This window comes from Parendozoicomonas haliclonae (assembly GCF_900174585.1).
Classification (GTDB): Bacteria; Pseudomonadota; Gammaproteobacteria; order Pseudomonadales; family Endozoicomonadaceae; genus Sansalvadorimonas; species Sansalvadorimonas haliclonae.
Window position 1 is genome coordinate 165549 of the sequence record NZ_FWPT01000001.1, and the last position, 26846, is coordinate 192394.

General features: G+C 51.5%; 26 protein-coding genes. 11 read left to right on the forward strand and 15 right to left on the reverse strand.

Annotation, left to right across the window (positions count from 1 at the left end; genetic code table 11):
* Positions 1 to 30: 30 nt before the first annotated feature.
* Positions 31 to 681 (forward strand): DUF2846 domain-containing protein, encoded by a 651-nt coding sequence (locus EHSB41UT_RS00765; protein ID WP_087105929.1) that lies wholly within the window; start codon positions 31 to 33, stop codon positions 679 to 681.
* 22 nt (positions 682 to 703) lie between these two features.
* On the opposite strand, the gene EHSB41UT_RS00770 is transcribed toward EHSB41UT_RS00765, so the two are convergent.
* Entirely contained in the window at positions 704 to 1468 is a 765-nt protein-coding gene (locus EHSB41UT_RS00770; protein WP_087105931.1) for an enoyl-CoA hydratase, read from the reverse strand.
* 261 nt (positions 1469 to 1729) lie between these two features.
* Here EHSB41UT_RS00770 and EHSB41UT_RS00775 point away from each other — a divergent pair, with 261 nt between their 5' ends.
* Entirely contained in the window at positions 1730 to 3097 is a 1368-nt protein-coding gene (locus tag EHSB41UT_RS00775) for a PhoPQ-activated protein PqaA family protein (protein ID WP_165767110.1), read from the forward strand.
* Between the two features lie 33 nt (positions 3098 to 3130).
* On the opposite strand, the gene EHSB41UT_RS00780 is transcribed toward EHSB41UT_RS00775, so the two are convergent.
* The gene (locus EHSB41UT_RS00780) at positions 3131 to 4039 is read right to left on the reverse strand and encodes a 2Fe-2S iron-sulfur cluster-binding protein (RefSeq protein ID WP_087105935.1); all 909 of its coding nucleotides are present in this window, start codon (positions 4037 to 4039) and stop codon (positions 3131 to 3133) included.
* A 208-nt stretch (positions 4040 to 4247) separates the two neighbouring features.
* On the opposite strand from EHSB41UT_RS00780, the gene EHSB41UT_RS00785 reads away from it, so the two are divergent.
* Positions 4248 to 5774 carry a fumarate hydratase gene (locus tag EHSB41UT_RS00785; protein WP_087105937.1) on the forward strand — a complete coding sequence of 509 codons (1527 nt, stop codon included), beginning with the start codon at positions 4248 to 4250 and terminating at the stop codon, positions 5772 to 5774.
* Positions 5775 to 5844: 70 nt separating this feature from the next.
* On the opposite strand, the gene EHSB41UT_RS00790 is transcribed toward EHSB41UT_RS00785, so the two are convergent.
* The 3 genes from EHSB41UT_RS00790 to EHSB41UT_RS00800 all read right to left on the reverse strand — a co-directional run bounded on the left by EHSB41UT_RS00790 (position 5845) and on the right by EHSB41UT_RS00800 (position 8650).
* Positions 5845 to 6780 (reverse strand): lysophospholipid acyltransferase family protein, encoded by a 936-nt coding sequence (locus tag EHSB41UT_RS00790; protein WP_087105939.1) that lies wholly within the window; start codon positions 6778 to 6780, stop codon positions 5845 to 5847.
* 24 nt (positions 6781 to 6804) lie between these two features.
* On the reverse strand, positions 6805 to 7590 hold the full coding sequence (locus tag EHSB41UT_RS00795; protein ID WP_087105941.1) for a GNAT family N-acetyltransferase: 786 nt from the start codon (positions 7588 to 7590) through the stop codon (positions 6805 to 6807).
* Between the two features lie 121 nt (positions 7591 to 7711).
* Positions 7712 to 8650, reverse strand: a complete 939-nt coding sequence (locus tag EHSB41UT_RS00800) for a hypothetical protein (RefSeq protein ID WP_087105943.1) — start codon at positions 8648 to 8650, stop codon at positions 7712 to 7714.
* A gap of 56 nt (positions 8651 to 8706) precedes the next feature.
* Between EHSB41UT_RS00800 and EHSB41UT_RS00805 the strand changes: the two genes are divergently transcribed.
* The 3 genes from EHSB41UT_RS00805 (at position 8707) to EHSB41UT_RS00815 (ending at position 11747) form a co-directional block, all read left to right on the forward strand.
* A complete protein-coding gene (locus EHSB41UT_RS00805) occupies positions 8707 to 9624 on the forward strand; it encodes an acyl-CoA dehydrogenase family protein (RefSeq protein WP_087105945.1) in 918 nt (305 codons plus the stop codon).
* A 101-nt stretch (positions 9625 to 9725) separates the two neighbouring features.
* Positions 9726 to 10967 carry a hypothetical protein gene (locus tag EHSB41UT_RS00810; RefSeq protein WP_087105947.1) on the forward strand — a complete coding sequence of 414 codons (1242 nt, stop codon included), beginning with the start codon at positions 9726 to 9728 and terminating at the stop codon, positions 10965 to 10967.
* Positions 10968 to 11075: 108 nt separating this feature from the next.
* Complete coding sequence (locus tag EHSB41UT_RS00815) at positions 11076 to 11747, forward strand: hypothetical protein (RefSeq protein WP_087105949.1); 672 nt, start codon at positions 11076 to 11078, stop codon at positions 11745 to 11747.
* Positions 11748 to 11751: 4 nt separating this feature from the next.
* On the opposite strand, the gene EHSB41UT_RS00820 is transcribed toward EHSB41UT_RS00815, so the two are convergent.
* Positions 11752 to 12594 carry a 23S rRNA (adenine(2030)-N(6))-methyltransferase RlmJ gene (locus EHSB41UT_RS00820; protein ID WP_087105951.1) on the reverse strand — a complete coding sequence of 281 codons (843 nt, stop codon included), beginning with the start codon at positions 12592 to 12594 and terminating at the stop codon, positions 11752 to 11754.
* Between the two features lie 99 nt (positions 12595 to 12693).
* Positions 12694 to 13254, reverse strand: coding sequence for a chalcone isomerase family protein (locus EHSB41UT_RS00825; protein WP_087105953.1), 561 nt, complete (start codon positions 13252 to 13254; stop codon positions 12694 to 12696).
* 243 nt (positions 13255 to 13497) lie between these two features.
* On the opposite strand from EHSB41UT_RS00825, the gene EHSB41UT_RS00830 reads away from it, so the two are divergent.
* The 3 genes from EHSB41UT_RS00830 to EHSB41UT_RS00840 are packed head-to-tail and all read left to right on the forward strand — an operon-like array spanning position 13498 to position 16826.
* On the forward strand, positions 13498 to 14034 hold the full coding sequence (locus EHSB41UT_RS00830; RefSeq protein WP_087105954.1) for a hypothetical protein: 537 nt from the start codon (positions 13498 to 13500) through the stop codon (positions 14032 to 14034).
* Positions 14035 to 14080: 46 nt separating this feature from the next.
* Positions 14081 to 15076 (forward strand): dienelactone hydrolase family protein, encoded by a 996-nt coding sequence (locus EHSB41UT_RS00835; RefSeq protein ID WP_087105956.1) that lies wholly within the window; start codon positions 14081 to 14083, stop codon positions 15074 to 15076.
* Between the two features lie 43 nt (positions 15077 to 15119).
* The gene (locus EHSB41UT_RS00840; RefSeq protein WP_087105958.1) at positions 15120 to 16826 is read left to right on the forward strand and encodes a hypothetical protein; all 1707 of its coding nucleotides are present in this window, start codon (positions 15120 to 15122) and stop codon (positions 16824 to 16826) included.
* A gap of 72 nt (positions 16827 to 16898) precedes the next feature.
* Here the strand turns inward: EHSB41UT_RS00840 and EHSB41UT_RS00845 are convergent, their stop codons facing one another.
* The 3 genes from EHSB41UT_RS00845 to EHSB41UT_RS00855 form a co-directional block, all read right to left on the reverse strand.
* Positions 16899 to 19754 carry a valine--tRNA ligase gene (locus tag EHSB41UT_RS00845; RefSeq protein WP_087105960.1) on the reverse strand — a complete coding sequence of 952 codons (2856 nt, stop codon included), beginning with the start codon at positions 19752 to 19754 and terminating at the stop codon, positions 16899 to 16901.
* A 183-nt stretch (positions 19755 to 19937) separates the two neighbouring features.
* Positions 19938 to 20429: a hypothetical protein gene (locus tag EHSB41UT_RS00850; protein ID WP_087105962.1), complete on the reverse strand. Its 492-nt coding sequence runs from the start codon at positions 20427 to 20429 to the stop codon at positions 19938 to 19940.
* A 31-nt stretch (positions 20430 to 20460) separates the two neighbouring features.
* Entirely contained in the window at positions 20461 to 20916 is a 456-nt protein-coding gene (locus EHSB41UT_RS00855) for a hypothetical protein (protein ID WP_133060336.1), read from the reverse strand.
* A 301-nt stretch (positions 20917 to 21217) separates the two neighbouring features.
* Between EHSB41UT_RS00855 and EHSB41UT_RS00860 the strand changes: the two genes are divergently transcribed.
* Complete coding sequence (locus EHSB41UT_RS00860; protein WP_087105966.1) at positions 21218 to 21427, forward strand: CPXCG motif-containing cysteine-rich protein; 210 nt, start codon at positions 21218 to 21220, stop codon at positions 21425 to 21427.
* A gap of 23 nt (positions 21428 to 21450) precedes the next feature.
* On the opposite strand, the gene EHSB41UT_RS00865 is transcribed toward EHSB41UT_RS00860, so the two are convergent.
* From EHSB41UT_RS00865 to EHSB41UT_RS00885, 5 genes are all read right to left on the reverse strand, one after another.
* A complete protein-coding gene (locus tag EHSB41UT_RS00865; RefSeq protein WP_087105968.1) occupies positions 21451 to 21777 on the reverse strand; it encodes a hypothetical protein in 327 nt (108 codons plus the stop codon).
* Positions 21774 to 22217 carry a DNA polymerase III subunit chi gene (locus EHSB41UT_RS00870; protein WP_165767111.1) on the reverse strand — a complete coding sequence of 148 codons (444 nt, stop codon included), beginning with the start codon at positions 22215 to 22217 and terminating at the stop codon, positions 21774 to 21776. Before EHSB41UT_RS00870 ends, EHSB41UT_RS00865 begins: the two co-directional genes overlap by 4 nt.
* A gap of 73 nt (positions 22218 to 22290) precedes the next feature.
* Positions 22291 to 22521 (reverse strand): DUF2789 domain-containing protein, encoded by a 231-nt coding sequence (locus tag EHSB41UT_RS00875; protein WP_087105971.1) that lies wholly within the window; start codon positions 22519 to 22521, stop codon positions 22291 to 22293.
* A gap of 8 nt (positions 22522 to 22529) precedes the next feature.
* Complete coding sequence (locus EHSB41UT_RS00880) at positions 22530 to 24080, reverse strand: DHA2 family efflux MFS transporter permease subunit (protein ID WP_087105973.1); 1551 nt, start codon at positions 24078 to 24080, stop codon at positions 22530 to 22532.
* Complete coding sequence (locus tag EHSB41UT_RS00885) at positions 24080 to 25096, reverse strand: HlyD family secretion protein (RefSeq protein WP_087105975.1); 1017 nt, start codon at positions 25094 to 25096, stop codon at positions 24080 to 24082. The genes EHSB41UT_RS00880 and EHSB41UT_RS00885 overlap by 1 nt, the downstream gene beginning before the upstream one ends.
* Positions 25097 to 25387: 291 nt before the next feature.
* Here EHSB41UT_RS00885 and EHSB41UT_RS00890 point away from each other — a divergent pair, with 291 nt between their 5' ends.
* Positions 25388 to 26821, forward strand: coding sequence for a hypothetical protein (locus tag EHSB41UT_RS00890; RefSeq protein ID WP_087105976.1), 1434 nt, complete (start codon positions 25388 to 25390; stop codon positions 26819 to 26821).
* Positions 26822 to 26846: the final 25 nt, after the last annotated feature.

Here is a 26846-nt window from a genome sequence, read left to right on the forward strand (position 1 = left end):
CACAAACCGCCCTGACGGAGAATAACAATAATGATCAGGCTTTTGGCTGCTCTCGGCATGCTTTTCTTTCTTACAGGTTGTACCTGGGATCGTACCCTGGGCGCCTTCTTTGATCCTGTCGATGGTCCACGCTTTCAGGCTCCCGGTGCCGCACCGGAAGATCGCGCCTATCTGGTGATTTATCGCCCCTACAGCGAATGGGCTGAGGATGAGCTGGAAGCACCCTCCGTTTATGTAAACGGCGATGTGGCGGTGAATATCAAAAGCAACGGCTACGCGCTGTTTAATCTGGAGCCGGGAAAGTATGACGTTGTACTGAAGCGTCCGGCCTTTGGTCAGGATCTGTTCTTTATGGAAGACAGTTTTCTCGAAGAACAACCGGTGAACTTTAATCGTATTGGCGGCTTTCAAATCAATGCCGCAGGTGGCCAGACCTATTACCTGCGTTACTCCGAGCTGACTTCACCGCCCTACGATCCGGCCAGTAAGCAGGAACTGCTGGGTGATGGCCCTTTGCAGTTTGTCAGCTGGCGTTCCGGAAAGGATGAGCTGGGGCAGACCCGGATGCTGCAACCGTTGATGGTGCTGGCGGCACCGGAAATTGTTGAGGTTGTGGAAGAGCCTGAGCAGGAAGAAGGCAGCTGGTGGCTGTTTGGTCTGGATACAGTCGAGCTTTGGTAAGCCCGACTGTAATTATTGCGTATTAACTAAAGCGACTGAAGTCAGGAGCCCGCTTGGCAGCAAAGGCCGAGAAGGCTTCTTTGGCTTCCTCGGACGTCAGTCGCTCACCAAAGGCGGCCATCTCTGTTTTAATCATGGTACGTACTTCTTCCCGCTGAGCTGAAGTCATCAGCTTTTTACCCAGACGTACAGATGCAGGCGGCAGCTGAGCGATCTGGGCCGCCCGGGCAATAGCCTGCTCAAGGTAGTCATCACCAATACCATTCACCAGTCCGGTGCGCAGAGCTTCTTCTGCGCCCATTGGCTCTCCCAGCACCAGCATCTCAAAGGCTTTGCGATGTCCCAGCAATTGTGGCATAAGCAGGCTGGAAGCATATTCCGGGCAAAGGCCAAGGCGAGTGAACGGCGTCTGCAGGTGACTTTGCAGACCGGCATAGACCAGATCACAGTGCAGCAGCAACGTTGTACCAATGCCGACAGCCGGACCATTGATGGCAGCAATCACCGGCTTGGTGCATTCCAGCAGCGCGACCATAAAACGGGAGACTGGAGAGTCTTCCCCCAGTGGTGGATTTTGCAGAAAATCACCCAGATCATTACCGGCGGTAAAGCACTCAGTGGTGCCGGTCAGGATAATGGTGCGGATTTCCGGGTTACTGTCAGCTGAAATGATTGCAGAGCTGAGGGCGTCGTACATGGCGTGGGTCAGGGCATTTTTCCGCTCAGGACGGTTGATGCTGATTATCTGGGTAGCCTCACGCACTTCAGAACGGACATGTTCGCTCATTGTTACCCTCTCTTAACCTGTTTGTTGTTATATGGCGGGTGGAACAGTCTACATTGTTCTCCTCGGGATGTTCAGGGCATAAGGTTAATAACAGGTGGTTCAGGGACTGGGTAAACAAATGAGATTGAAAAAATATCAGCGGGAGCGATAGTTCAAGTGAGTGCCTTGATGACAAGAGCAAGATTTTGGAGAAAGCTGGGTTTGCCCATTGTTTTGCTCCAGGCTCTTACCTGTATGGCCGAGATCACTCCGGGACAGGTTATGGATAACAATCGCCCTGTTGTGAACAGCGGAGCGCTGGCTGAATTTATCTCTCGCAAGGTTCCCGAATTTAGTTGGGAAGTGCTGGGTGGGCAGAAGCAGAATGGGGTGAATGTCATTCATCTCTCCATGACGTCACAAAGCTGGAGCCCTGCGGGTCTGAAGTTCACCCCGGCTCTTTGGCAACACCGAATAACAGTTGTGGTCCCTGATGGTTATCAAACCGATAAGCCGGCGATTCTTCATGTGACCGGTGGGAGCCGCAACACCCGCGATAATATCAGGGGTTATGAAGGGTTGGATCAGCTGGATCTGGCCGCGCTTGCCCGTGACACCGGCACGCTGGTGGCGGAGATCAAGGATGTACCAAATCAGTATCTGTTTATTGAGGGAGAAAGCCCTCGCAAGGAAGATGAAATTATCGCCCGAAGCTGGGCAGCGTTTCTGAAGGATCCCACCTGTACTGATTGTCCGGTGCAGCTTCCCATGACCAGAGCCATTGTTAAGGCGATGGATGTCGTACAGGCATTGATGAGTGATAAAGCCCCGGAATCTTTTATCGTAACCGGCGGTTCCAAGCGGGGCTGGGTGACATGGTTAACGGCAGCTGTTGATAGCCGTGTGGTTGCCATTGCACCGATGGTGATTGATGTTCTTAATGTGCAGCAGAGTCTTGATCATTTGAAGCGCGTTTATGGTCATTGGATTCCCCCGCTTCAGCCTTATATGGCCGAAGGCCAAAATGTGATTGACCAGCTACATACACCCGCGATGCATCGACTGATGGAGTTGGTTGATCCATTCTCCTACCGGCGTTATCTGACGCTACCGAAGTATGTGATTACAGCCTCTGGAGATGACTTTTTTCCGCCAGATGGAACCCGTCACTATTGGTCCGATCTGGACGGCACCAAACTGCTGAGAACCTATCCCAACAGTCGGCATTATATTTACCGGGAAGATGCGCAGAGAGTAACGGATACTATCAGCAGCTTTGTCGGATATATTTTGCAGGGTAAAGAGTTCCCGTCACTGGATACCGAGAAACTGTCTGCGTCCGGCGGTGAGCTGATGGCATCAGAAAAACCGGTGCGGGTGACGCTCTGGCAGGCTGTGAATCCCAATGCCCGGGACTTCCGAAAGACTACGCTGCAGCCGTTGGGGGAAAGCTATAAATCTTCGGATTTAAAAGCCTGGTGCACTGAGGTGAAATACAACAAGGCTTTCGTGCGTTGTTCTATCGATGTGGATATCAAACCGCCAGCATCTGGTTACAAGGCCTGGTTTGTTGAGCTGGCATTTGAAAATGGTTCTTTGCCCGATTTGGTATTAACGACACCGGTTGAGATTTTAGGGGCTGGTTCTTAAAGACTTGCTCTTAATACTAGCGGCCTCTGAAAACTAAAGACTGCGGTAAGCCAGCGGAATAACTCTCTCACGGGGTACGCCCTGTTCCCCCAGCCATGCTGCAAAACCCAGAACCGCTTTGGGCTTGCCGAACATGAGCCAGCGCGCATCGCGAAACTTATGGTCCGCCAACAGAGGCGTAGCTATTTCCGGTAGCTGCTTTTTGCTTTCGACGGTTAAGGTGTTTGCGTCAGGAATGGCATGGCCGGTGAGTTCACCGCAGAGCATGATCTGAGCTGATACTCTGGCATCATGCCAGTGGATATCATCGGCGACAGCCAGGGCAGCCCCTATCCCTTGCTCAACACCCACCACCACATAAGCACTGCTGTCATCCGGATGGTAACAGCACTCTCCACCCAGGCCATTCAGCCAGAACATTTGCCCCTGATGAGCTTCATCGAATAGCCAGGCCGAAAAGTCACCACCCACCTTTCTGTGCACATGAATTCGCAGATCCGGCTCTGCCCAGGGACGGGAGATCAAAGTGTAGCGGCTTCCTGCAATCTCTTTCTCCCGGGACAGAGAAAGGAACTGTCCGGGGCGGTAATTGATAGGCAACCGTGGTGAGAAGGTTACTTCCAACAGCGTCGGAGATAACAGGTTCTTACGGGTAATAATGGCCTGCATAGGTTGCAGGGCACGGCGAAGAGGTTGGACTGTGAGAGAGGATTCGGGATAACACTGGCAGGCCAGAAATAGCTGATCTGATTTTTGCTCCTGGGTTAAACCGATTTGGGCAGCTGATGGAATCAAACCATCTGTTGCTTGCAGCATGCAGGAATGACACAAGCCTGCTCGACACGACCAGGGCACCTGAGCGTGATTTCTCAGCAGGGTATCCAGAACGGATTCACCCTCGGCATTGTGGTAAGTATTACCATCGAATTGAATCTCAGCCATTGGCTTGATCCCGACCTAATACACCGTTATCTGTGAACTGTTTATTCAATGTACCAGCCCAAGATAAACATCTTAAGGGCTATTGCAGCAATAGAAATCTTTTCTGCTGTGCTGTGGCAGACACCTCGGCCTCCGGTGATATAATGGCGCCGCAAAACAACAATTTAAATAAATTATTAAATCAAGTCGGATGAGGGAGTCCAACATCATGGTCGTGATCCGTGAAGATGATGTTGTGCAGAGTGTCGCGAATGCGCTGCAGTTCATTTCTTATTACCACCCCGTGGACTTTATCCAGGCTGTTCATAAAGCCTGGGAAAAGGAAGAGTCGCCTGCTGCCAAGGATGCCATGGCGCAGATCCTGATTAATTCCCGTATGTGTGCCATGGGCAAGCGTCCGCTGTGCCAGGATACGGGCATTGTGACGGTCTTCGTGAAAGTGGGCATGAATGTGCGCTTTGATACGGAAAAGAGCCTGGATGACCTGATTAATGAAGGTGTCCGTCAGGCCTACACCCATCCTGACAATGTGCTGCGTGCCTCCATTCTTGCTGACCCGGCAGGCAAACGTCAGAACACCAAAGACAACACGCCTGCGGTTATTCATACCGAACTGGTGCCTGGTGATACCGTTGATTTTCAGGTAGCAGCCAAGGGCGGCGGCTCTGAGAACAAATCCAAGCTGGTGATGCTGAACCCATCCGACAGCATTGTGGATTGGGTGGTGAAGACTGTGCCCACCATGGGTGCGGGCTGGTGTCCTCCGGGCATGCTCGGTCTTGGTATTGGCGGGACCGCTGAGAAGGCGGCGGTAATGGCCAAAGAGTCTTTGATGGATCCTGTGGATATCCATGAATTGCAGGAGCGTGGCCCGCAGAACCGTGCCGAAGAGCTGCGTCTGGAAATCTTTGAAGCCGTGAACAAGCTGGGCATCGGTGCTCAGGGCCTTGGTGGTCTGACCACAGTTCTGGATATCAAGATCAAGGACTACCCGACCCACGCAGCGTCCTTGCCTGTAGCGATGATTCCTAACTGTGCGGCCACCCGTCATGCGCACTTCGAGCTGGATGGCTCCGGTGCGGCTGAACTGACACCTCCAAGCCTTGATGACTACCCTGAAATCAGCTGGGAAGTGGATGAGAATGTTCGCCGCGTTGACCTGAATACTGTTACCAAGGAAGAGATGGAAGCCTGGCAGCCAGGCGACACTGTTCTTCTAAGTGGCAAGATGCTCACTGGTCGTGATGCGGCTCACAAGAAAATGGTAGATATGCTCTCCAAAGGTGAAGAGTTGCCGGTTGATCTCAAGAACCGCTTTATCTACTACGTGGGCCCGGTTGATCCGGTGCGTGATGAAGCTGTTGGTCCTGCCGGTCCAACCACCTCTACCCGTATGGATAAGTTCACCCGCACCATGCTGGAAGAGACTGGTCTGATCGGAATGATCGGTAAGGCTGAACGTGGCCCGGTCGCTATTGAAGCGATTCGCGATAACAAGGCCACTTACCTGATGGCTGTTGGCGGCGCGGCTTACCTCGTTGCCCAGGCCGTGAAAAAGGCTGAAGTTGTCGCTTTCCCGGAATTGGGAATGGAAGCGATCTACGAGTTTGATGTGAAGGATATGCCGGTAACAGTTGCTGTAGATACCCGCGGCAGCTCTGTTCACCAGACAGGTCCTGAAGAGTGGAAAGCCAAGATCGCCCAGTTTGATCCGGTGAAGATGGTTGAAAGCTGATTCCATTGTCAGTGAATAACAAAGGGGCGCTTTCATAGCACCCCTTTTTAATTTTATAGGTTTAGTAATATCAGGCTTTTTCGGCCCTGGGTTTTGATGATGGTTTGCCCCGTGTGCCATTCATTCGGATAGATCCCACAGCCTGCCGACTGTTTTGGGGTAGTTGTACCAAGGGGAAAATGTCCGTCAGACCCTTGCGAATCATCTCTTCCGTCTCTTTGGCCAAAGCACGTGCATCACGGGTGCTGGGCTTGAGTGGAGGGTGGTAGACCAGATGAATATGGATCTGTTTCTCGCCCAGCATCTGCCAGATATGCGGCACCAGACTGTCATCGCCAATAAAAGGTGCTCTGGGATGAGGGCGTCCGGCTTCGCAGTAAGCCAGGGTAATCGGCTGGATAACCACATCACTGGTTATGGCACTCTCAAACAAACGACTGTGGAAGGGCAGCACCCGGTTGCCATCGGAAGTGGTGCCTTCCGGAAAGAACAGAATGCTGTTGCCCAGGCTGAGGTAACAGGACAGTTGTCGGGTAATGGAACGGCTGTCACCTGATCCCCTGCGGATAAAAAGCGTGCCTGTAACCGCTGCCAGCCAGCCAATAATCGGCCATTTGCGGATTTCTGACTTGGCCAGAAAGTGAAACGGCAGGCTGGTGGCCAGAATGGGGATATCCAGCCAGGAGATATGGTTGCAGACCATCAACGTAGTGCCGGTCCATGGGCCACCACGTTTATGGATTTTAACGCCCATGGTTTTGCATAGCAGACCCAGCCACCACTGCTTCAGATTCAGACGCAAGTCATTCACCCATTTGGATGGTGTGCGGGACGGCTCGGCCCAGATCAGCAGCTGGATCCAGAACGCCAGCACTATACCCAGAGCGATAATGCCGACAATGGCGGTGGCCCGCCAGATACGCCGCAGAAGGACAGTCAGGGGAAACTCCGCGGCAGCAGCCAGACTGACTTCGTCCTGCTCGACTTCATTGATTAGCGCGGTCATAGTGTTTCTCGTTTTGATCCGGTCTCAGGGTTTCCAGTTTTCCAGATGGAACCGACGAGCATAGCGTGGGCAAAGGTTGTGCATATCCAGCAGGATAAACACATCGGCGCAGCCAAACTCTTTATCCCAGCAAGGCTCACCACACACACGAGCACCCAGGCGCAGATAGGTTTTCAGCAGGGCCGGAACACGTGCCACAACATTCTCAGGTAGTTGGATAGAAGGCACCGGCGTCTTGGGTTTGGCATTGATCTGAGAGGTATCCAGGTACTTCTGGCGGATATCTTTCATGATGGCTTCGGTCTGGATGCCACCATCATCCATAGAGATGCTGGCGCAGCCGATCAGGAAGCGGAAACGGTTGTCTGCAAGGTAACGGGCCAGTGTCTGCCAGAGCGTGAAGATGGCTGCGCCATCCCGGTAGTTTTCCTTGATACAGGTACGACCGAGCTCCAGAACCTTACCGGAAAGGCTGGTTAGCCCGGGCAGGAAAAACTCACTCTGGCTGTAAAAGTGACCGACCATACCGGCGGCTTCATCGGTGAGCAGACGGGTTGTAGCTATGGCCTCACCCGTGCGGGCATCCCGTACCAGCAGGTGTTTGCAGTGTGCATCGTAATGGTCATTGTCCAGATCCGGTTCATCACGGTTCTGCATGCCGGCCAGATTACCGCTGAATGCACTGTTGAAAACCTCGTAGCGGAGTCTGAAGATATCTTCCATATCCTCTGCGGTTTCCGCAAAGCCTGCCACAAAGGCCGACTCCCGGGCGGGTTTTCTAACAACAGCCTGGCGGGTAATTGATTCCATAGGTAAGCCCCGAATAGTGGTTCCCTGAAAAAGAAGCTCTCAGTAAGAAGACTATGAAAGGGGGCTTACGTTTCGGTGACACTGTGGTGACAGATTTGTGAAACTGGCTGGGGCGGTCAATTCAGGCATCGGGAGGCTCCGGTTTATTGGCTGCAGCAGCGCTGTTTTGCGGCGGAATAATGGGCGCGGAGATCGTTCTTTGCTCAGGAGGAAGCTGAGAGAACTTATTGCGCAGATTAGCCATGTTTTTCTGTTTTGCCTGATTTTGACGTTCAACAATGTGGAGGCGGGGAACATCGATGGCCGCCTTCAGCTGTTTGGTATCGTAACCTGCCTGCTTTAAATATCGTGTGCAGAAGGTGAGACAATTCGAGTGGGGCATCCAGCGCCATTTTCTTCCGGTCACTCTCTGCAGATACTTGCCAGAGGCCTCTTTGGTTTTCGGATCCTCGGACTGTTCAGTGGGTTTAGGCTGGTAGACAAACTTCACATCCCCACCTTCGGCCTTCAGAAATTCCACAAACTGATCTCTGTTCATCACTTCCGGATGAGCATTGGTATCGTTGATCTGAATAAACCGGGCATCATCACTCAGCGGATCGCCAAAACAGAGCAGGGCATGGTAGAGCGGATTTACGGACATACCGCTGAGTACGACGATTCGTGGTGTATGAAAGTGTTTGAGTTCACTGTCAGGAATGCCCTGTGGATAACGGGTACCAAACTCGCGGCTGCTGGTCAGATTCTTCATATCCTGAGCCGCATTCTTCAGCCCGGTTGGGATCACCCCGATAATGGCACTGCGAATAGTGACCAGTTGCTTATAAGCCCAGTTGGACAAGGCCTTGATACGTGATGTTTTTACCGGTTGAGCCGTAACTTTAAAATCCTGCAGGCTCCGGGCCGCCTGGCTGTGCCGGTCAGCATCCGGCTCGGGAAGGTATTTCTTCTCTTCTGCTTTTGGCGTGTTCTTATGTTCAGTGTCGTGTGTTTCGGGGGCCGTTAACGGCTGGGTGGAAACTGATCCGGGCTGGCTGGGCTTTTGCGGGTCCATAGGCATTATTATTCCTTGCTGACCTGATAAGCTTAGCTGTTGGAGATTACAGGTGAATAACAATGACAAACCTGCGTGCATTACTTCAGATGCCGGTTCCTGAACTTGAGAACTTTCAGGAATGGAAATTGTGGTGGCAGAGATATTTTTCTCAGCTTGATGAACAAGGCAGAACTCAAACGCTTGAACAGGCTTTTGTGATGGGAAGCCTTTCCGATCGTTTTGCCTGGGCATTCTCCTGCGGTTACCAGTGGGCGATTCGCAGCCTGTTACCGGCTTTTCAGCAGAATCCTGGCCTTATGGCGTTATGTATTACCGAAGAGAAGGGCGGTCATCCCCGCAGCATTCATGCCCGTTTAACGGCTGATCAGGATGGCTACCGTATCAGTGGTCATAAACGTTTTGTGTCCGGTGGCAGCGATGCTGACCTGCTGTTCGTGGCCCTCAATACGGGTGAGGAACAGAATGGCCGCCCGGTTTTGAAAATGGCTGCTGTTGATGCCGGTAGCGACGGCATCATTTTCAACAATATGCCGGCTCTGCCCATGATTCCGGAACTGGCCCACGCCATGATCGATTTCGACAATGTGTCGTTGTCAGAAGAAGAGCTGCTGACAGGAGATGGTTACCAGAACTACATCAAGCCTTTCCGGTTGCAGGAAGATATGCATGTTCAGGCGGCTGTTTTGGGGATGCTTGCCCGCAAGAGTCAGGATTTGAATCAGCCAGAGCTGGTGGAAACAGCCATTGCCCTCTTCAGCATTCTGGAAACCTGCTGGGAGCGCGGGGAATGCCCGCAAACACATCTGGCCATTGGTGGTATGGCGCCATTGCTGAAGAATCTTCTGGAGACATTTATCGCCACGCTCCCAAGCCCGGAAGAGCAGCAAATCTGGAAAAGAGATACTGCGTTGTTATCGATTGCCGGCAAGGCTCGGAAGATACGTTTGCAGAAAGCCAGAGAGTGGCTGGTGAGTTAAAAAATACAGGCGTACAAACGAATAACAAAACAACACTGGCGTCCTGACATCCCTCGACTACCTTGCTTCCCTTGGTCGGGGAAGTAAGGGAGAGCCAGTTGATGGCCGTTCAGGGCGCTGCGTTTGAGGGCTTGTTCCGAGATAAGGACTGGCGATATATTTCCGTTGTTCTTATCAGCCTGCTGCTAACGGCTTCAGACCTCAGCATGGCTGGTGGGCGTGATAGTCACTGCACCTTCCCTCCGGGAATGTATACGGCTCATCAGATTGGTGCCGGATTTGATGCCTTAACCCTTCTTGTGACCACATCCGGAGATTTCCGGGTCATCTATCGTGTGTTCGACAATGAACAAGCCTCTCGAGCTTCGGGAGGAAACATCAGCCGTGACTCTCTTGTTTATGAAGTCTGGCTGGATCGGCAGACCGCCAGTATGTCCTGCCATGGCGATACTCTTGAAGCGGTTTACGATTCTCCTGATGGTTATCATCTCGATCTGAATCTGCAATGGAACCGTGCGCACTCCTCACTGGAAATCAGCGGTGTGTGGATCGGCACATCGTCCTGGCCACGATGGGCGCTTCGCAATGGATTGGCACTTGCTGCGGTGGGAACTGCCGGCTACACCGGATGGTATCTCTGGCATCACTGGAAGGACGTCAAAGCTTTTGTGAGAGCTGCCAAGTGGTATGCCGGTAAACAAGAGTCGGTCATCATTGCCGGAACCCAATATAAGCGGCCTTTCTCAGAACTCTATGCCAACCTGAAAGGTGACTGGCGCGCTGTCGTGCCGGAAGCGTTCAAACGCTACTTTATTCAGGACCATCTCTACTACCTGACACTTCCGGCTATTGGCGGCACGTTGTCTTCCCTGACTTCATTTCTGCTGGATGGCCAGAGCACTTATCCCCTCGATGGACATGGCCTTATGCAGGAGTCAGTGAGCAATAAAACGGAGTGTCTGATTCCTTCAGGGTATTACCGCGGGCTATGGGGTAATTCTCGAACCGGGGCTCTGGATATTTTGCTGCCTGTGCGGCAACAGGGCGAAGAAACATGGCCGCAGATAACCGTAATCGAGGGGCGACATATTCAAAAATTCCGGACAGAACCCTGGAACTTTGAGTGTCGGGGTAATGAGCTGACTCTGGACTGGGAGTTCTCAGAGCCGGCTTCAAAGGGTTCTATCGTGGCTTACTACGATAAGGAAGGTCGTGTCCTACTGGCTTCCGGCGTATTCCATCGTGATGGTTGGGGGTTGCTCTCGGCAGTGGGTGGGAGCGGGCAGGATGTGATTCTTGAAAATATGTTGTTGAGTACAAAGCAGGACGCCGATGCCGATTAAGCAGACGAATCAATTAATCCGACTATTTTTTTAAGGGCTAACACGTAAATCAGACCAGCTGAGCAATCAGCTGCTGAACTCCTTTTTGCTGTATGGGGACTCTTGCCCATGACTCCACTCCAGAAATATGGTCTGTGGTTAATAATTTTTTCTGCTGCCTCGGTTATCAGTCAGTATGGTTCCACCATACCTTTCTCTTTGGGAACCTGGTTCGGGATTGATGTCTGGTTGCCGCTTTCGGCCATTACCGTTATCCCGCTGTTGGATGTGGGGCGTTCATTTGTTCAGCATTATGCGGAACAGGCAGAGGTTCCTTTCCGGAAAACTCTTTTCCACATGCTGACTATTCCAACGACAGTGGCATTCTTTTGTTCCTGGAAAGCCGGTTTGCCTTACCCTATTTTTCTGGGAGCCATCGTTGCGGTGAATGTGGGGGGATATATAGATATCCGGGTGTTCCGGTGGGTGCGCTTTATCAGTGAGAAGCCCCATGTTCGGATGCGCTTCTCCAATGCTGTAGCAACCGCATCTGGCTCTCTGGCGTTCTTTCTGATTGCCTTCACCAACTGGCCGGTTGCACTCGGGCTGCCCACAAATGATCTGGCCAAGTCCTGGGATATGATAACGGTGGGTATTATTGCTCAGGCCTGCACTATCTGGGTGGCCGGTATAGTGATGGCGCACATCATTGCCTGGCTGATTGAACGGCTGGAGTCTGATGATCGGGAAGACACTGTCGCCGCCGAAGTGTCTGCCCAATCTTTATCCGAAGCCGATTAATCGCTTAATCCATGCCAAAGGATTTGATATTGAAGGTCGCGTCTGGAGATTGTTTCAGACGCGCTGTCAGTTGAGGGAGTACATCCTTCAACTGCTTTTCCAGCATCCATGGCGGGTTCACCACGAACATGCCGCTGCCGTACATACCGCCAGTCTGCTTGCCACGTACCTGTAGAGTTACATGCAGCCACTTCTGAGCGCCCATACGCTCAAGATTGCGCGGGAACATGCGGGAGTGTTCGCTGTCGAGCATGGGATACCAGACCGCATAAACACCGGTGGCAAAACGCTGCATTGCGCCTTCCAGAGTCTTGATCACAGTCTTGTAATCGTCCTTGACCTCATACGGTGGGTCGATCAACACAAAAGCTCGGCGCTCGACTGGCGGCAGGAGTGAAATCAGGCCTTTAAAACCATCGGTGTTGCTGGTGCTGACCCGGCGATCGCCCTCGAAGTTACGGACCAGATCTCGATAGTCCGCTGAGTGCAGTTCAAACAGCGCCAGTTTGTCGTAGGGGCGCAGCAAAGCTTCTGCAACAGAAGGGGAGCCCGGGTAAACCTTTAGCTTCTCGCTATTGCTGTTGAACTCACGAATCACATCAAGGTAGCTGGAGAGTTCCTCGGGAAGGTTCTCAGCCTGCCAAAGCTGACCAATGCCTTCCTGCCATTCGCTGGTTTTCTGGGCAAAGGCGTCATCCAGTGCATAGCCGCCGGTTGCGGAATGGGTGTCGATATAGCGCAGCGGTTTTTCTTTTTTGGTCAGGTGTTCAAGCACCAGTGTCTGAACAAGGTGTTTGAGAACATCGGCGTGGTTGCCGGCATGAAAGCCGTGTCGATAACTGAGCATGGGCCTGTTGCCTGACCTGATCGAATAAAAAAGGGAGGCGGACTATAACTGATGTTTGCGCCCGATGTGATAGCGAGTGATATCACATCGAGCTTACCATTAGCCTGCCAGCAGTTCTTTTTTCAGCGTTTTGCTGGCAGGTTTATGGCCCAGCCAGATGGCAAACAGAGCCTTGCGGAAATCATCACCCTGAATAGTGATTACCTCTTTACCATTTCTGTAGGCCGTCACACCAACCTTTGGAATACCTACCAAAGTGAAGCTTTCGCCTTTTTTGATTTCAGTTTTGGAGAAGACCTGCATAAAGGTGTTAATACGCTCCTGCAGCGGCGCGACATTACCATCGGTGGCTTCTTTAAAGCCTTCCTCAACAGTAGAAACCATTTTATCGGAAGTGATCAGCCCGGAAATAATATCCAGACGCACAGCGGACAGAATTTCGCCATCCAGGATGGGAGCAGCTTTCTTCTCTGGCTGGGTGGTATAAAGGGAGGCGACATAAACATCCACAAAGAACTTGGAACGAATGCCGGCACCGTTAAGGTTCAGGGTCTTGCCATCTTCTTCAATGGAAGGTTTGAGCTGGACGCCACCTACCTCTTTTGCATGGGCGGAAGTGATAACAAGCAGGGACAGTAAAAGAGAGGAAAGGAATTTCATGAAAGCGCTCCAGTAAGAAACTTCCGCCAGCAGCCAGACAGCAGCAAGAGAAGAGAATTATATTAGCATCGCCATGAACAGGGGCTGTAGGCGTTTTGTGTTGCCAGCCATCACGTAATATTTACAAGTTCAGGTCTTCAGTTACTGAAATCATACAGAATCAGTACCAGCCGGTACTTGGCTGGCGGTTTGGATTGCGTGGTCTATCTTTCCAGCTCCGAAAATAGCAGGCGGAGCTTACAAATGTTGAAGTCTCGCGATGTTGTCCTGGCTGCCGGACTTGTCGGCGCACTGTTCGGTACCGCAGGAATCAGCTCTGCCCATGCTGGTAATGCGGATACTTACGAGGGAACAATCTCCATCAGAAACAATACTGGAACCGTATTTGTGGTTTCGGGGTGCAGTGCTGATAAAAAAGACCACAACCGCTGCTCGCTGACAACTACGCCGGTTATTCTTCAGCCTGGTGATGTTAAAGCTATTGGTGATGTTAATAACACGTCCCATTCTGCTACCGGGAAGTTCACCCTTAATGTGCAGGGAATCTCGGATCACTTCTATCTGAAGTACGCACTGGATAAGCATGTCAGTGAGTCCAGCTTTTCCATCGATGATTCCGAGCTGGGTTACTCCGCGTTCGTGGATACCACGCTCTGTGACCGTTCACCCAATGCTCAGGGCACCATGAAGTGCTGCACTTACACCAAGAAGCATGTTCACAAGTTGTTCTGGGAATATAAGTACGACTGTGAAATCCCTATCACCATGTCCATGGAATGAGTCTGTACGGATGATTGTTTCTATTTCCTGAGCTTAAGGAGCATCAATGTCACCGGCGGAGTTCAGTCAATATTTGATGATGATCGTCATGAGTTGGCTGACACCATCCGGTGATCTTTACGACGCTGCCTGTATCGGAACCAACCTGATATTCCGTGAATATCATCAGGCTATCTGTCCCGTTAAGAAACCATGGTCGGTTATACAGCAGGAGCTGGATTATGAGCTGTATTATCCCGGGACGACGGACAATGGGAAGCGTTATCCACTGATCATTTTGTTCCATGGTGCATCCGGCGCGCACAGCCAGAGTATGGACAAACGCCGTCACTATTTTCTGCAGCAGGGATATGCAGTGATGGTGCCGGACAGTTTCTCCCATAATCGGGTGATGGAGAGTGTTTCTAAACACAGCGGAAGCCTTTACGCACCCGAAGCAATGAGTGGAGAAGCTGCTTTTGCCGACCAGCCTCAGTTGGAATCAGTTTTTGAGCGTTTCTCGGATAAGGTTTCGCAAGGCATGGCAATGCTACCTGCAGTGCGGGCAGCGGATGTACTCGTCTCGTTAGAGTTTGCTCTGAGTAAAAGCCATATCGATCCGGATAATATTCACTTAGTGGGATACTCCCATGGCGCCTCCGCCATTCTGGAGGCTGGGGTTCTGTCAGCTTTAGGTAAGACAATTCCGGGGGCTGAGGATACTGCAGACCTTGGATTATTTGAGAAGGTGAAATCCGCCTCTCTTTATTACCCAAGCTGTCGTCCGGGTAATTATTATCCGTGGCATGGTCGATGGCCTGTCGTTCCGGCTTTCATGCTGCTGGCCTCAGAGGATGAGCTGTGTCGCCCAGCCCTTTGCCAGAAGGCTAACCGTCAGGCCAACAGCTTTTTTCCTGAGCCGTTGATTGAAGAGACGATATTCCGTCATAAGCACAACTTTGATATGCCGGAATATCCGGAAAACTATGCCCCCGACGATGAAGTTCGGGCCAGAGAACAGGTTCTGGGCTTCATTCGCAGGCACAGCTCAGGTTGGTACTAAAACTCTATACTGGGTTTATCTGCCAAAGGACTGGTCTGAGAGTATGGATGCTCCCCCGATTCCCCCACGACGTAGTATTTCACTGACCGGCAGTGTGGGTGCTCCCCATTCCCAAACCGAAAGACCATCGACGGAGTCGGTTAAAGCTCCCCGTAAATTCCATGGTCGCAGCATGGCCCGGTTGAATCAGTCAGCCAGATTGTTGCCCGGAACTATGGAAATGAAGAGTTCGACCAGTACACCACATGTTGAACTTGCTTCCCGTGATATTAAACCTCATCCGCCGGAACCCAAGTTAGCCCGAGTTATCTCCCTGCCCGTCATGCACCCCCAACCCAAAAATGCGGGAGAGGCCGTCAGTAATGCCTGTTCCGGAATTATGAATATGGAGGGTGGTGACACGGCTTTCTACCTTTCGTTGTTAAAGCCCGATATGCCTTATGGCGAGTTGCGGGATCTGGCCTGGAATCGCAGTACGACCAGTAAGTTGCCATCGGAGGCCCTGCATACTGCGCGTCAGGCCTGGGCAGTTCGGAAGGGACAGGAGTTTCTGGCCAAGAATCCGGGATTGTCTCTTGATCGGGCAAAGCACCAGCTCAGCTCTGAACTGACGACCAGAAAGGTGCCCCAGCGTTATGTGATGGAAGCTATGGTTGCGCTGGACTCTTTACAAAAAGGGGAGCAGCGCAATGTCAGTGCCAAAGGGCAGCAGCTGTATTACATGTTGCATGCCAGTGATCCCGGTAGTCTTTCAGACACTTCCCGTATGATGGCTTTTGCGAAAGCGCTGGATCAGCAAATAGCTGTAGGGCGTATCAACTCTGAACATGTACTGCAGATGTGTGGGGATATCCACCGGTCAGCCAATACCGAAGAGATGCCGATGGATATCAGTTTACTGATGAAGCTGGTTCAGTTGGATAAGGCCGTAGAGATGGGCGAAGAGATGCCACCTTCTCCGCCACCTCATCGTCCGGTTCCCATTCCGCGAAAGTCCAGACCGAAACCCTCGCTACTTTCAGGTTCGTCGCGAGGGACGAACCATGCCGACCGAATGGCTGGCGTTGGTGATCAGCTTAAGCTCTCCCATACGCCCAGTCTTAATGAAACCCAGCGTGTGGAATTAAAGCAGGCCTATGGCGTAACAACGGTTCCTATCAAACTGAATGGTAAAGAGATTGCTTACCTCTTCACCTCGTCGCCGGATGGTAAGCCCAAGGACAGGGTGTTGTTTTCCTGCCATGCCTCTGGTCGTAACAACCGCCCGAAGTTTCAGAAGGACCTGTCGACGACAATGCTGTTTGCTGGAACCCGCAATAATATCCTGACATCCCGTACACAGTTGTTTGCCGAAGGGCTGGCTGCAGGTAAGGCGCGCTTTACTGATGATTCTCAGATTTATAGCCGTTTGCAGACTGAGGTCACGGATTACACCATAAAGGGGGGAATCCGTACGCATCCGGAGGATGCAGCCCGTCAGTTGGCAGAATTCCGTAAGCAAGATGTCGTCAATGATTTTGACTATCTCTTGCTGGATCGTAATGCACAAGGCCTGCATATGAGCGATTTAATGCAGGCGTTAAAGGAGAGTGGTATTTCTCATAGGCAAATGGTGAATCATCTCTGTCGCCCACAGAGCAGCGATGCCGGAAAATTTCGGGTACTGGATACCCTCGATGATACCGAAGCTTTGAACCTCTCTGCGATTGATCCGGACCTTGATGGGCCGGCTCAGTGGCAGGGTGGATGAATAAAACTGGCAGCATAAAAAACGGCACCCGCAGGTGCCGTTTGTCGTTCTGGAAAAGAATTCCGGTGTCGCTTACAGGGCTTTAATAGCCGCCATCTGCTCTTCCATCTTCTTCAACGCAGTCTGGGCATCAGCCAGCTTGGTGCGTTCTTTCTCGATCACTGCGGCTGGAGCACTGCTTACGAACTTCTCGTTGGACAGCTTGCCTTCAAAGCGAGCTACTTCCTTCTGAAGCTTCTCTACTTCCTTACCAAGACGGGCAATTTCCTTGTCCTTGTCGATCAGGTCCGCCATCGGTACCAACACTTCCATCTCACCAACCAGCTGGGTAGCGGACATTGGTGCTTCTTCATCGCTCTTCAGAGCAGTGAGGTTAGACAGCTTGGCCAGAGAGATCAGGAAGCTGCTGTTCTCTTCAAGACGACGCAGATCTTCTTCGGAAGTGTTGCGCAGGATAACGTCCAGCGGCTTGTTCGGGCCCAGATTCATCTCGGCACGGATGTTACGGATGCCGGTGATAAAGCCCTTCAGCCAGGTGATATCGGATTCTGCCTGCGCGTCGATCTTGCTCTCATCAGCAACAGGATAAGCGGCCAGCATGATTGTGTCGCCTTCTACGCCTGCCAGAGGCTTGATCTGCTGCCAGATTTCCTCGGTGATGTAAGGCATAAACGGATGCAGGATGCGGCAGATAGATTCAAGCACACGGACCAGCGTACGACGGGTGCCGCGCTTACGTTCTTCAGAAGCGTTCTCATCCCACAGAACCGGCTTGGACAGTTCCAGGTACCAGGCGCAGTACTCGTTCCAGATAAAGTCGTACAGGTTCTGGGAGGCGTGATCGAGACGGAAGTCGTCCATGTTCTTGGCGACCTGGGCTTCCACTCGCTGCAGCTCGGAGATAATCCACTTATCAGCCAGCGTCAGTTCAACGTCAACGCCACCCTGACCGCAGTCCTTGCCTTCGGTCATCATCAGCACATAGTTGGCCGCGTTCCAGATCTTGTTACAGAAGTTCCGGTTACCTTCCAGGCGCTTCATATCCCAGTTGATATCACGGCCGGTAGAGGCCAGTGAGTACAGGGTGTAACGCAGGGCATCGGTACCGTGTGGGGTGATGCCTTCCGGGTAGGTCTTGCGGGTCTGCTTCTCTATCTTCTGGGCCAGCTGCGGCTGCATCATATTGCCGGTGCGCTTCTCAACCAGATCTTCCAGATCGATACCGTCGATCATATCCAGCGGGTCAAGTACGTTGCCCTTGGTCTTAGACATCTTGACGCCGTTCTCATCACGGATCAGGCCGGTGACATACACATACTTGAATGGAACCTGCGGCTTACCATTCTCGTCCTTGATGAAGTGCATAGTCATCATAATCATCCGGGCAACCCAGAAAAAAATGATATCGAAGCCTGTGACCAGAACATCAGTCGGATGGAAAGTCTTCAGACGTTCGGTTTGCTCAGGCCAGCCCTGAGTGCCGAAGGTCCACAGACCGGAGGAGAACCAGGTATCCAGCACGTCGTTGTCCTGACGCAGTTCAACGTCTGCTCCCAGGCCATTTTTCTCGCGGACTTCCGCTTCGTTACGACCTACGTAAACCTTGCCGCTGTTGTCGTACCAGGCAGGGATGCGGTGACCCCACCACAGCTGACGGGAGATACACCAGTCCTGAATGTCACGCATCCAGGAGAAGTACATGTTTTCGTACTGCTTCGGTACAAACTGGATATCGCCATCTTCAACGGCGCGAATCGCTTCTTTGGCCAGCGGTGCTGTGCGAACAAACCACTGGTCAGTCAGCAGAGGCTCGATAACCACGCCGGAACGGTCACCGTAAGGCACCATCAGGGTGTGATCGTCGATCTTCACCAGCAGGCCGGCTTCTTCAAAGGCAGCAACGATCTGCTTGCGCGCTTCAAAGCGTTCCAGACCACGGAACTGTTCCGGGATGGTGGTATCGATATCCGCGTTAACAGAGCCGTCCATATTGAAGGCTTCGGCCTGATCGCGGATATCGCCGTTCAGGGTCATGATATTGATCATTGGCAGGCCGCAGCGCTTGCCAACTTCGTTATCGTTGAAATCGTGGGCCGGGGTGATCTTCACACAGCCGGTACCCTTTTCCATATCGGCGTGTTCGTCGCCCACGATTGGAATACGGCGGCCAACCAGCGGCAGGATGATGTCCTTGCCGATCAGGTTCTTGTAACGCGGGTCTTCCGGATTAACGGCCACACCGGTATCACCGAGCATGGTTTCCGGACGGGTAGTGGCAACAACGATGTAATCCTTGCCTTCGCCGGTGGTTTCGCCATCCGCCAGCGGATAGCGCAGGTACCACATGTTGCCCTGCTTCTCCTGGCTCTCAACTTCCAGATCGGAGATAGCGGTGTGCAGCTTAGGGTCCCAGTTAACCAGACGCTTGCCGCGGTAGATCAGGCCATCTTCGTACAGACGGATAAACACTTCCTGAACGGCCTTGTAGAAACCGTCATCCATAGTGAAGCGTTCGGTCTCCCAGTCTACGGATGCACCCAGACGACGCAGCTGGCTGGTAATGGTACCGCCGGACTCTTCCTTCCATTCCCAGATCTTGTCGGTAAAGGCTTCACGGCCGTAGTCGTGGCGGGTCTTACCTTCTTCAGCCATGATCTTGCGTTCAACGACCATCTGGGTCGCAATACCGGCGTGGTCGGTACCGACCTGCCACAGGGTGTTGAAGCCTTTCATGCGCTTGTAGCGGATGAAAGCATCCATGATGGAATCCTGGAAGGCGTGACCCATATGCAGGCTGCCGGTGACGTTCGGCGGCGGGATCATGATGCTGTAAGGGGTGCCTTCGCCGGAAGGTGCGAAGTAACCTTTTTCTTCCCAGGTTTTGTACCAGGTGCCTTCAATGGCACTCGGATTGTAAGTCTTTTCCATAATGCTGCTTCAACCTAATGGGCCGTTAACCTAGCGGGCCTTTACCAAGCGGGCCAGAATATCTAAACGAGCAAGTATACCTGCCATGAAGGGGAGATCGAATAGGAGTTTCAGGAATCCTGCAGGAAAAAGGAGAAGGGAGGCAAAAGCCTCCCGAATGGAAAGTGAAAATCAGGTAGCACCTTAGCTTTTCGCAGCTATTAGCTCCAGTCTGCGATTCGCGATTGCAGTGGCCTTTTCAAAAGCCTGCTGCTGTTTCTTATAGCTTTCGTAGATGTCTGAGGCACCGTCGCGTTCAAACGTCATTTCTGCCATTTTGTCGCAATCCTGTGCCTTATAAGCCATTTCATCTCTGTGGGCTTCCAGCTCATCTCGAGTATCGGTTTTTTGCAGCTTCACTTTGGTCAGATCAAAACCGAGGTACTCCTGATATAAGGCTTCAGGATCATCCACTTCTTTCCGCTCAATATCTCTCTGTTCAAGATTCATAAAGGTTTCAAGTTCAGCCAGAGAGTGCTTCATATGGGGCTCTGGGTTTGTGACTTCAGACACTGTCTTTCCCTTCAGTAAACCAAAAGTGATCAGTACTTTCAGAGCACTCAACACATTGTGAGCCTTGAGTTCGTTGTATGCCCGTTGAATAAACCCTGGTGTGATTCCGTCTTTTACTGTCATGGTATTAACCTCCGTGTATTTTTCGGGCTGATTATTGGGCCGCCAGCAGCTCCAGTTTGTGTTTGGCTATATTCGCAGCCTTCCTGCATTGGTGAGCGAGGTGGTCATATTGATCAGAAAGTTTTTTGTCGCTCAAGCAGGACTGTTCTGCCAACACATTTGCCCTTTTTACTTCGGCAAGCATTTCATCTCGTCGCTTCTCCAGTGATGCCTTAGTATCTGATGGACTCAAGGTCACTTTCTTCAAGTAAGGATGGCGATCAAACTGAGTTGGGTGCTTGATAGCGATAAGGTCTCTTAAAGACATTGTGTCTTTCTTCAGGTCAAATTTTGGCAGGTCATTGTATTGTGTGATCGGGTTTTCTACCGTGGATACCGACCTTCCTTTTAAAAGGCCAAAAGTAATCAGTACTTTCAGGGCGCTCAGGATATTGCATGCCTTGAGTTCGGCATAAGCCTGCTGCACAAAACCGGGAACAATTTTCATAACTTCAACCTCCATGTTTGTTATGCAGATAAAGCTATCACCCGGCAGGCTGTGAAAGATGTAGGGCTTTGGTCGCGAAAAAAGAACTTTTTACCCGTGTTATATAGGGTTTTGTTGATCAGGGGTTACAAATGTGTGTCTTTTTGGGCTTGGTCGCGTTTTTTGCCTGATGCACAGCAAAGAGATTCCAGCCCATATTAACGACTGCTGAGAACGCCACGGCAGGACACAGCAGGGATTTTCGTATCTGCAGTATTGTTAGCCATACTTGCAGGACTGTTAGAGCAGCTGGAGACGCCTTGTGGATCACGAATTGAAAACTCAGGTGATTGCCTGTCCGAACTGCGGGGAGAATATTCAGATTCTGGTGAATGCCGAAGATGAAGGGGATACCTATATAGAGGACTGCCAGGTCTGCTGCAGCCCTATCAATATCACAGTCACTCTTGATGACGATGAGAACATACATGTTCTGGTCCGCAGCGAGGACGAGATGGCTGGGGATATGTGAAAACGGGTTATGATTTAAAAGGTTTAAAGCCTTGAACTCAGCGCACTGAGTAAGCGGTTGCGCAGCTCTTTTTCCATCACCGGCAAATAGGAAGCCACGATTTCATCGACAATATTTTCGATGAACTCCTGACTGAGCGCCGACGACGGATCATCCATGTTGTCGTCTAATACCAGTTCGGAAGCATCCAGGGTAGGAATCTGGTCATTGAGCATGGGAATGCCCTCAACCATTTCCAGGTTCTGGTTGGTATACCCCTGATCCTGAACGTTATTGGACTGGTTGAGTAGTTTCTTAAGGTTTTCCAGTTCGTCCAGAAGCCCTTCGGCCTGATCATCTTTTCTGCTCATGCGGACTGCCCCACTTTCTGGTGTTGCGGGTGCATGCCTCTGTCCCGGTATTGGCGGAAGCGCACGCGGGCCAGCTCAAGAATCTCCGGGGATTGAACAACAACTTCAGCGACACGGCTGAAATGATTGATGTTGTCGGGGATGATATCGCCAAGATTGATCAGCAAGCCATCGTGCTTTTGCAGATCGTCTTCAGAACAACTGATCGTTACGGGCACTTCACCAGCTTCATCAGAGTCACTTGTGGCATGAGGGACAAAGCTGTCTTCCCGGAAAGACCAGAGCAGATCACTCATCGGCTCAATATCCTCTTTTTTACTGAGATGGATATGAGTCTTCACGTTGTTTTTCCAGGCTTTCTCAGCCAGCCGGCAGGCGAATCTTCCCCGTACCAGAGGCGAATCGTCTGCAAGAATATAAAAGCTGACCTGGGGAAGCATGCCAAAAGACCATTTGTTCTGTCGCTGCGAAGTGACACTAGGATATTCAGTGAACAGCAGGCATGGCAAGCTTCTAGTGGCGTAATAGCGTATCCAGATAATCGATAGGCTGACACCACTCGGAGTCATCTTGCCAGCTCTCCTTGATAAACCCGGACTGGGACGGCGTCCAGAAGTCTGCTTTATAGAGCTTGGTATGCGGTCGCAGAGTGTGGTCTTTTACAAACTGATGAATATCCTGATCGCCACTGGGCAGCCCCAGCTGGCTGAACAGTTCATTAAGAGTATGAACGCTGGTATGCATTGTCGGCCTCATGATGCAGGCTTGGTTTCGGGATGAGTCAGTTTAGTCTGAGACTGAACCTGAGACGGTGGTTCTTTTTCCGATGGTTTCTTGAACAGGGGAATCAGCAGCATATTTATAAGGTAGATATACAGAAACATGCCAAAACTGATTACGAAGGCGAGCATGGTTGACTGTCGTTCAACCATATTCGCGATCTGTTGCAGGAATGTAGGATCGGTGAGCTGAGCGTGCTGACTTTCTGCAAACTGCTGGAATATCGGATTATCAGGCGACAGTGCTCCACCAAGGCTGTTCCACTCTGCCTGTTTGACCCGGCTGAAATAGGTGTTGGTCATGGCGATGCCAAAGGAAGCTCCCAGCGTACGACACAGGCTGAACAGTGCTGCGCCATCGGTAGATAGCTCCGGCGGCAGGGTTGCAAAGGCCATTCTCGATAAGGATGCGAACAGCATTCCCATCCCGGCCCCTTGAATAATTTCCGGGAATATCATCCAGAACATGCTGGCCTGTAGGGAGTACTGGGTCATAAACCAGACACCCGTGAAGTTCAGACAGAGGCCAATGAATATCAGGATGCGGGCATCGATCTTGTCCATCCTGCTGGCGATGGAAAACAACAACAACGCAGATGCAATACCGCGTGGGGACATAACCAGTCCACTGGTTTCCACAGGGTAATTTAATAATTCCTGCAACATCATGGGCTGCAGTTGAAGGATGCCAAAAGTACAGACCGCAAAACCGGCCACGCTAAAGCAGGCGACAGCCAGATTCCTGTTGGCCAGCATCCAAACCGGCGCAATGGATGCTTTGGTGATGATGGAGCGACCAATAAAGAATGTAAGAGCAACCAACGAAAGGACAAAAGAGTAGAGAACGAAGTTGGAATTGAACCAGTTATCCTGATTCCCAACGGACAGCACCATCTGCAGAAGACCAATACCCACAGCCATACTGATGGCAATCAACCAGTCCACTGTCGCCTTTCCGATATTGCTGATCTTGATATTCCGGTAGATCATGTAAAGACAGATCAGCCCGACAGGGGCATTGACATAAAAGACCCAGCGCCAGCTCATATGCTGCGTGATCACGCCGCCAATCACTGGTCCAAGAATCGGGCCAAACAGAACGCCGACGGTAAAAATCGCCATGGCTTTGCCCCGTTCTTCTTTGGGGTAAACCTGAACCAGCAGTGATTGAGACAGGGGTACGGCCGAGGCACCAAAAAGCCCCTGCAGTATGCGGAAAAAGACAATTTCACCAAGGGAGTCTGCCTGACCGCTTAAGGCTGAAGTAATAATAAAACCGACAATGGAGATCAGCAGCAGCTTACGTTCCCCGATTCGGCGGGTGAAGTAACCGGCCAAAGGGATCATCACTGCTTCGGCCATGGTATAGCTGGTCAGAACCCAGGTGATCTGGTTGGAGGTGGCTCCTAAAGTCCCCATCATTTTGGGAAGCGCGACATTGGCGATGGTGGTATCAATCAACACCATCATTGATGTGATCACGAGGGTTGCGGTAATCGCTCCCCGGCTGGGTTCACTGCTCATTACTGTGAGGCAACAGTGTTGATGGTGACGGTAGAACTAGCCCCAACCCGAAGTGGGTGATTGCTGGTATCGCTTCCAGGATCAAACTGAATGCTGACCGGAAAACGCTGGGTAACCTTGACCCAGTTGCCGGAAGCATTCTCTGGCGGGAGCAGGGAGAAGGAGGAACCGCTGGCCGGAGAGATATCCGACACATGACCTTTAAATGGCTGGTCGGGATACATATCCAGAGTTATGGAAGCCGGCATGCCTAACCTGATACGTTGCAGATCGCTCTCTTTGTAGTTTGCCGCAACCCAGAAACTGTCGGCCTGCACCAAGGGTGTCAAAGCCTGGCTCTGGTTAATTACGCTGCCAATATGAACGGATACAACCCCAAGCTGGCCATCCTTGGGAGCCGGAATATTGGTGTAAGACAGGTTGAGCGTCGCCTGCAGCAGTGCCGCAGCGGCTTCCTGAACAGCGGGAGCCTGCGCACCTTTCGCGCCCTGCTCGGCAACCAGCTGTGCCATATGATCTTTGGCAGCAGAGACATTGGCTTCTGCGTTAGCGAGTGCGGCTCTTTCGTTGTCTGCACTTTGAGCCGGGAGATCGCCATCAGCGACCAGCTCCATGGTTCGCTTATAGGTCAGTTGTGTATCTTTCAGAGAGGCCGTAGCGGCAATCAGTTCCTCGCTGGCTGCCAGAATTCCGCTGCTGTCAGCCTCATTCTCCTGGCTGGTCAGCTGCAACGCTGCTTTGCTTCTCTGAACCTGAGCCTGATAAGGCGCAGGGTCAATCTGGAACAGGATTTCTCCTTTGTGCACGAACTGATAGTTACGTGCTTCCACTTCTTTTAGTCGTCCACCAACCTGAGCCGCTACAAAAATAATATTGCCGTGTACATAGGCGTCATCGGTGCTGGGGTATTTCTCTTCATGCTCGTAATAAAAGTAGCCGCCGCCAATCAAAATAATGATGACAACCAGAGCAATGCCCCAGCGCGTGGTTTTGGACAGAGGGGTCTTTTCTTCCATTGCTGCAAACGACACTGTTTGAGTGGTTTGGAATAGTCTGAACCGGTACAGCAAAGGAAAGGCTGTAGATGGCCAGTGCGGTGCATGGAGATTAGTACAGCGCCGGGGGTTGTCTACCTGTCAGATGTCTCTTCGACTCTTTCGTAACGCAGATGCGATCCGTCATGGAAATGGCGAAATCCTGCCAATTGCACTGAATTCAGGGTGTGCTGGGCTAGTGTTTATTGTGGATTTACCAAGTCATTTGGGCCTTCCGGTATAGGCCATGGTTAATATCACAGGACGTGCAGTATGAAAATTAACTCCAATGGCCACTGGCAGAAGCTGTTTTCCCCAGAAACAACTTTGGGCAAGGCTCTCCATAGAAGCAAAGATTCTTATATCTCCGTTGTTACCTCGATCAAGCAGTTATTCACTTCCTTAATTAATCTTTTCCGCAAAGATATTTCCGAACGAGACATTAAACCCCATGATGCTGGAACGAGCAGTCTTTCCTCTGGCAGTCAGACCTCTGTGTACGACGATGATACGGATGATTGGGGTGACGCACCGGAAACACCTGGACGGGTTATTCCTTCAGAGTCGTTCGGTTTTCAATATCCTCCAACCGACTTGGCTGGCGAGCCGGATGGTCTGCCTCCGGAAGTTGAATCTGTTACCCCTCAGGCTGCTGAGCTCGTTATTCCTCAAGCAAAAGCGCAACCAAAGCCAAAGGTCAAAACAGAACCAGCATTTGAAACGCCATGGATGGATAGGGCGCCGGAGTTTACCAGCTTGGATAAAGTGAAAGCACGGGCGTCAGAGATCGAGTATCAGCCCATGGAATATGTGCATGATGAAGTCATGGAAGAGATTTACGGAGCTCCCCAGAACGTTACTTTTAACGACTGTGGCACCGTACCACTGGAAGAAGCCTACGGAATAGTAACAGCTGAAACCATGGCAGCCATGAACCCGCTATCTGTACATATTCAGCGTGCCAAATCCGGCAATCCTCCTGTTGAAATATTGGTTGGCGGAAAGCCTGTCTCCCTTGGGTGGGAACAGTTTGTGACCTCCGGTGGATCAAAAACGGTTGTTATTTTGAATACTGAAAAGGAAGGTAGTTACGCACTGGCTATACCATCGGCCAATACCACGGTTAACGAGTGGAATATGGCATTAGATGAGGTGGGGCACTGCCATCAGTTTCGTAAAAAAGGTCTTTTGACTCACCCAATGACCAGACTGGTGGATGTGACATTTGATGGCAAAAAAATTCCAGCCATCCTTATGCGGCCCTTCCAGTCTCTTGATGGTCAGGTTCTTGATATCAAGAAGAACGACCTTCCCGATGATACTCTTTTGAAAGGAGCCTCACTGGAGCTGACACCTGCTGCTGCCAATAGCGAAGAGGAATTAAAGGATATTGTTGGCGGCGTAATACGCGATGCGGCTGTGTTCTCAACCTTCGGCCGGACCTTTACCCGTGAGACCTGTAATTTCTGTATGAAAGACGGGGAGCTTCGGTTGTTCCCCTTCGATACCCAGGGTGGTTATGAAGAAGAGGATGAACAGGCAGTTCTGGATAAAATGTCTAACTATGTCTCCGGGCAGTTGTTGTGCTTGCTGACCCGCGGTCAGCCTGATGAGAAGATCAGCCCGTTTATGAAGTATCTGAAGCAAAACCCCGAATCATTCGACAAGATGTTCCATAACTGGGTTATCGAAGAAACCAACCGTTAAGTCTGATGACCAAAGCCCGGCAACC

Coding starts and splice junctions, on each gene's coding strand:
- EHSB41UT_RS00765 (WP_087105929.1), top strand. CDS start 31: ATGATCAGGCTTTTGGCTGCTCTCGGCATGCTTTTCTTTCTTACAGGT.
- EHSB41UT_RS00770 (WP_087105931.1), bottom strand. CDS start 1,468: ATGAGCGAACATGTCCGTTCTGAAGTGCGTGAGGCTACCCAGATAATC.
- EHSB41UT_RS00775 (WP_165767110.1), top strand. CDS start 1,730: ATGGATAACAATCGCCCTGTTGTGAACAGCGGAGCGCTGGCTGAATTT.
- EHSB41UT_RS00780 (WP_087105935.1), bottom strand. CDS start 4,039: ATGGCTGAGATTCAATTCGATGGTAATACTTACCACAATGCCGAGGGT.
- EHSB41UT_RS00785 (WP_087105937.1), top strand. CDS start 4,248: ATGGTCGTGATCCGTGAAGATGATGTTGTGCAGAGTGTCGCGAATGCG.
- EHSB41UT_RS00790 (WP_087105939.1), bottom strand. CDS start 6,780: ATGACCGCGCTAATCAATGAAGTCGAGCAGGACGAAGTCAGTCTGGCT.
- EHSB41UT_RS00795 (WP_087105941.1), bottom strand. CDS start 7,590: ATGGAATCAATTACCCGCCAGGCTGTTGTTAGAAAACCCGCCCGGGAG.
- EHSB41UT_RS00800 (WP_087105943.1), bottom strand. CDS start 8,650: ATGCCTATGGACCCGCAAAAGCCCAGCCAGCCCGGATCAGTTTCCACC.
- EHSB41UT_RS00805 (WP_087105945.1), top strand. CDS start 8,707: ATGACAAACCTGCGTGCATTACTTCAGATGCCGGTTCCTGAACTTGAG.
- EHSB41UT_RS00810 (WP_087105947.1), top strand. CDS start 9,726: ATGGCCGTTCAGGGCGCTGCGTTTGAGGGCTTGTTCCGAGATAAGGAC.
- EHSB41UT_RS00815 (WP_087105949.1), top strand. CDS start 11,076: ATGACTCCACTCCAGAAATATGGTCTGTGGTTAATAATTTTTTCTGCT.
- EHSB41UT_RS00820 (WP_087105951.1), bottom strand. CDS start 12,594: ATGCTCAGTTATCGACACGGCTTTCATGCCGGCAACCACGCCGATGTT.
- EHSB41UT_RS00825 (WP_087105953.1), bottom strand. CDS start 13,254: ATGAAATTCCTTTCCTCTCTTTTACTGTCCCTGCTTGTTATCACTTCC.
- EHSB41UT_RS00830 (WP_087105954.1), top strand. CDS start 13,498: ATGTTGAAGTCTCGCGATGTTGTCCTGGCTGCCGGACTTGTCGGCGCA.
- EHSB41UT_RS00835 (WP_087105956.1), top strand. CDS start 14,081: ATGTCACCGGCGGAGTTCAGTCAATATTTGATGATGATCGTCATGAGT.
- EHSB41UT_RS00840 (WP_087105958.1), top strand. CDS start 15,120: ATGGATGCTCCCCCGATTCCCCCACGACGTAGTATTTCACTGACCGGC.
- EHSB41UT_RS00845 (WP_087105960.1), bottom strand. CDS start 19,754: ATGGAAAAGACTTACAATCCGAGTGCCATTGAAGGCACCTGGTACAAA.
- EHSB41UT_RS00850 (WP_087105962.1), bottom strand. CDS start 20,429: ATGACAGTAAAAGACGGAATCACACCAGGGTTTATTCAACGGGCATAC.
- EHSB41UT_RS00855 (WP_133060336.1), bottom strand. CDS start 20,916: ATGAAAATTGTTCCCGGTTTTGTGCAGCAGGCTTATGCCGAACTCAAG.
- EHSB41UT_RS00865 (WP_087105968.1), bottom strand. CDS start 21,777: ATGAGCAGAAAAGATGATCAGGCCGAAGGGCTTCTGGACGAACTGGAA.
- EHSB41UT_RS00870 (WP_165767111.1), bottom strand. CDS start 22,217: ATGCTTCCCCAGGTCAGCTTTTATATTCTTGCAGACGATTCGCCTCTG.
- EHSB41UT_RS00875 (WP_087105971.1), bottom strand. CDS start 22,521: ATGCATACCAGCGTTCATACTCTTAATGAACTGTTCAGCCAGCTGGGG.
- EHSB41UT_RS00880 (WP_087105973.1), bottom strand. CDS start 24,080: ATGAGCAGTGAACCCAGCCGGGGAGCGATTACCGCAACCCTCGTGATC.
- EHSB41UT_RS00885 (WP_087105975.1), bottom strand. CDS start 25,096: ATGGAAGAAAAGACCCCTCTGTCCAAAACCACGCGCTGGGGCATTGCT.
- EHSB41UT_RS00890 (WP_087105976.1), top strand. CDS start 25,388: ATGAAAATTAACTCCAATGGCCACTGGCAGAAGCTGTTTTCCCCAGAA.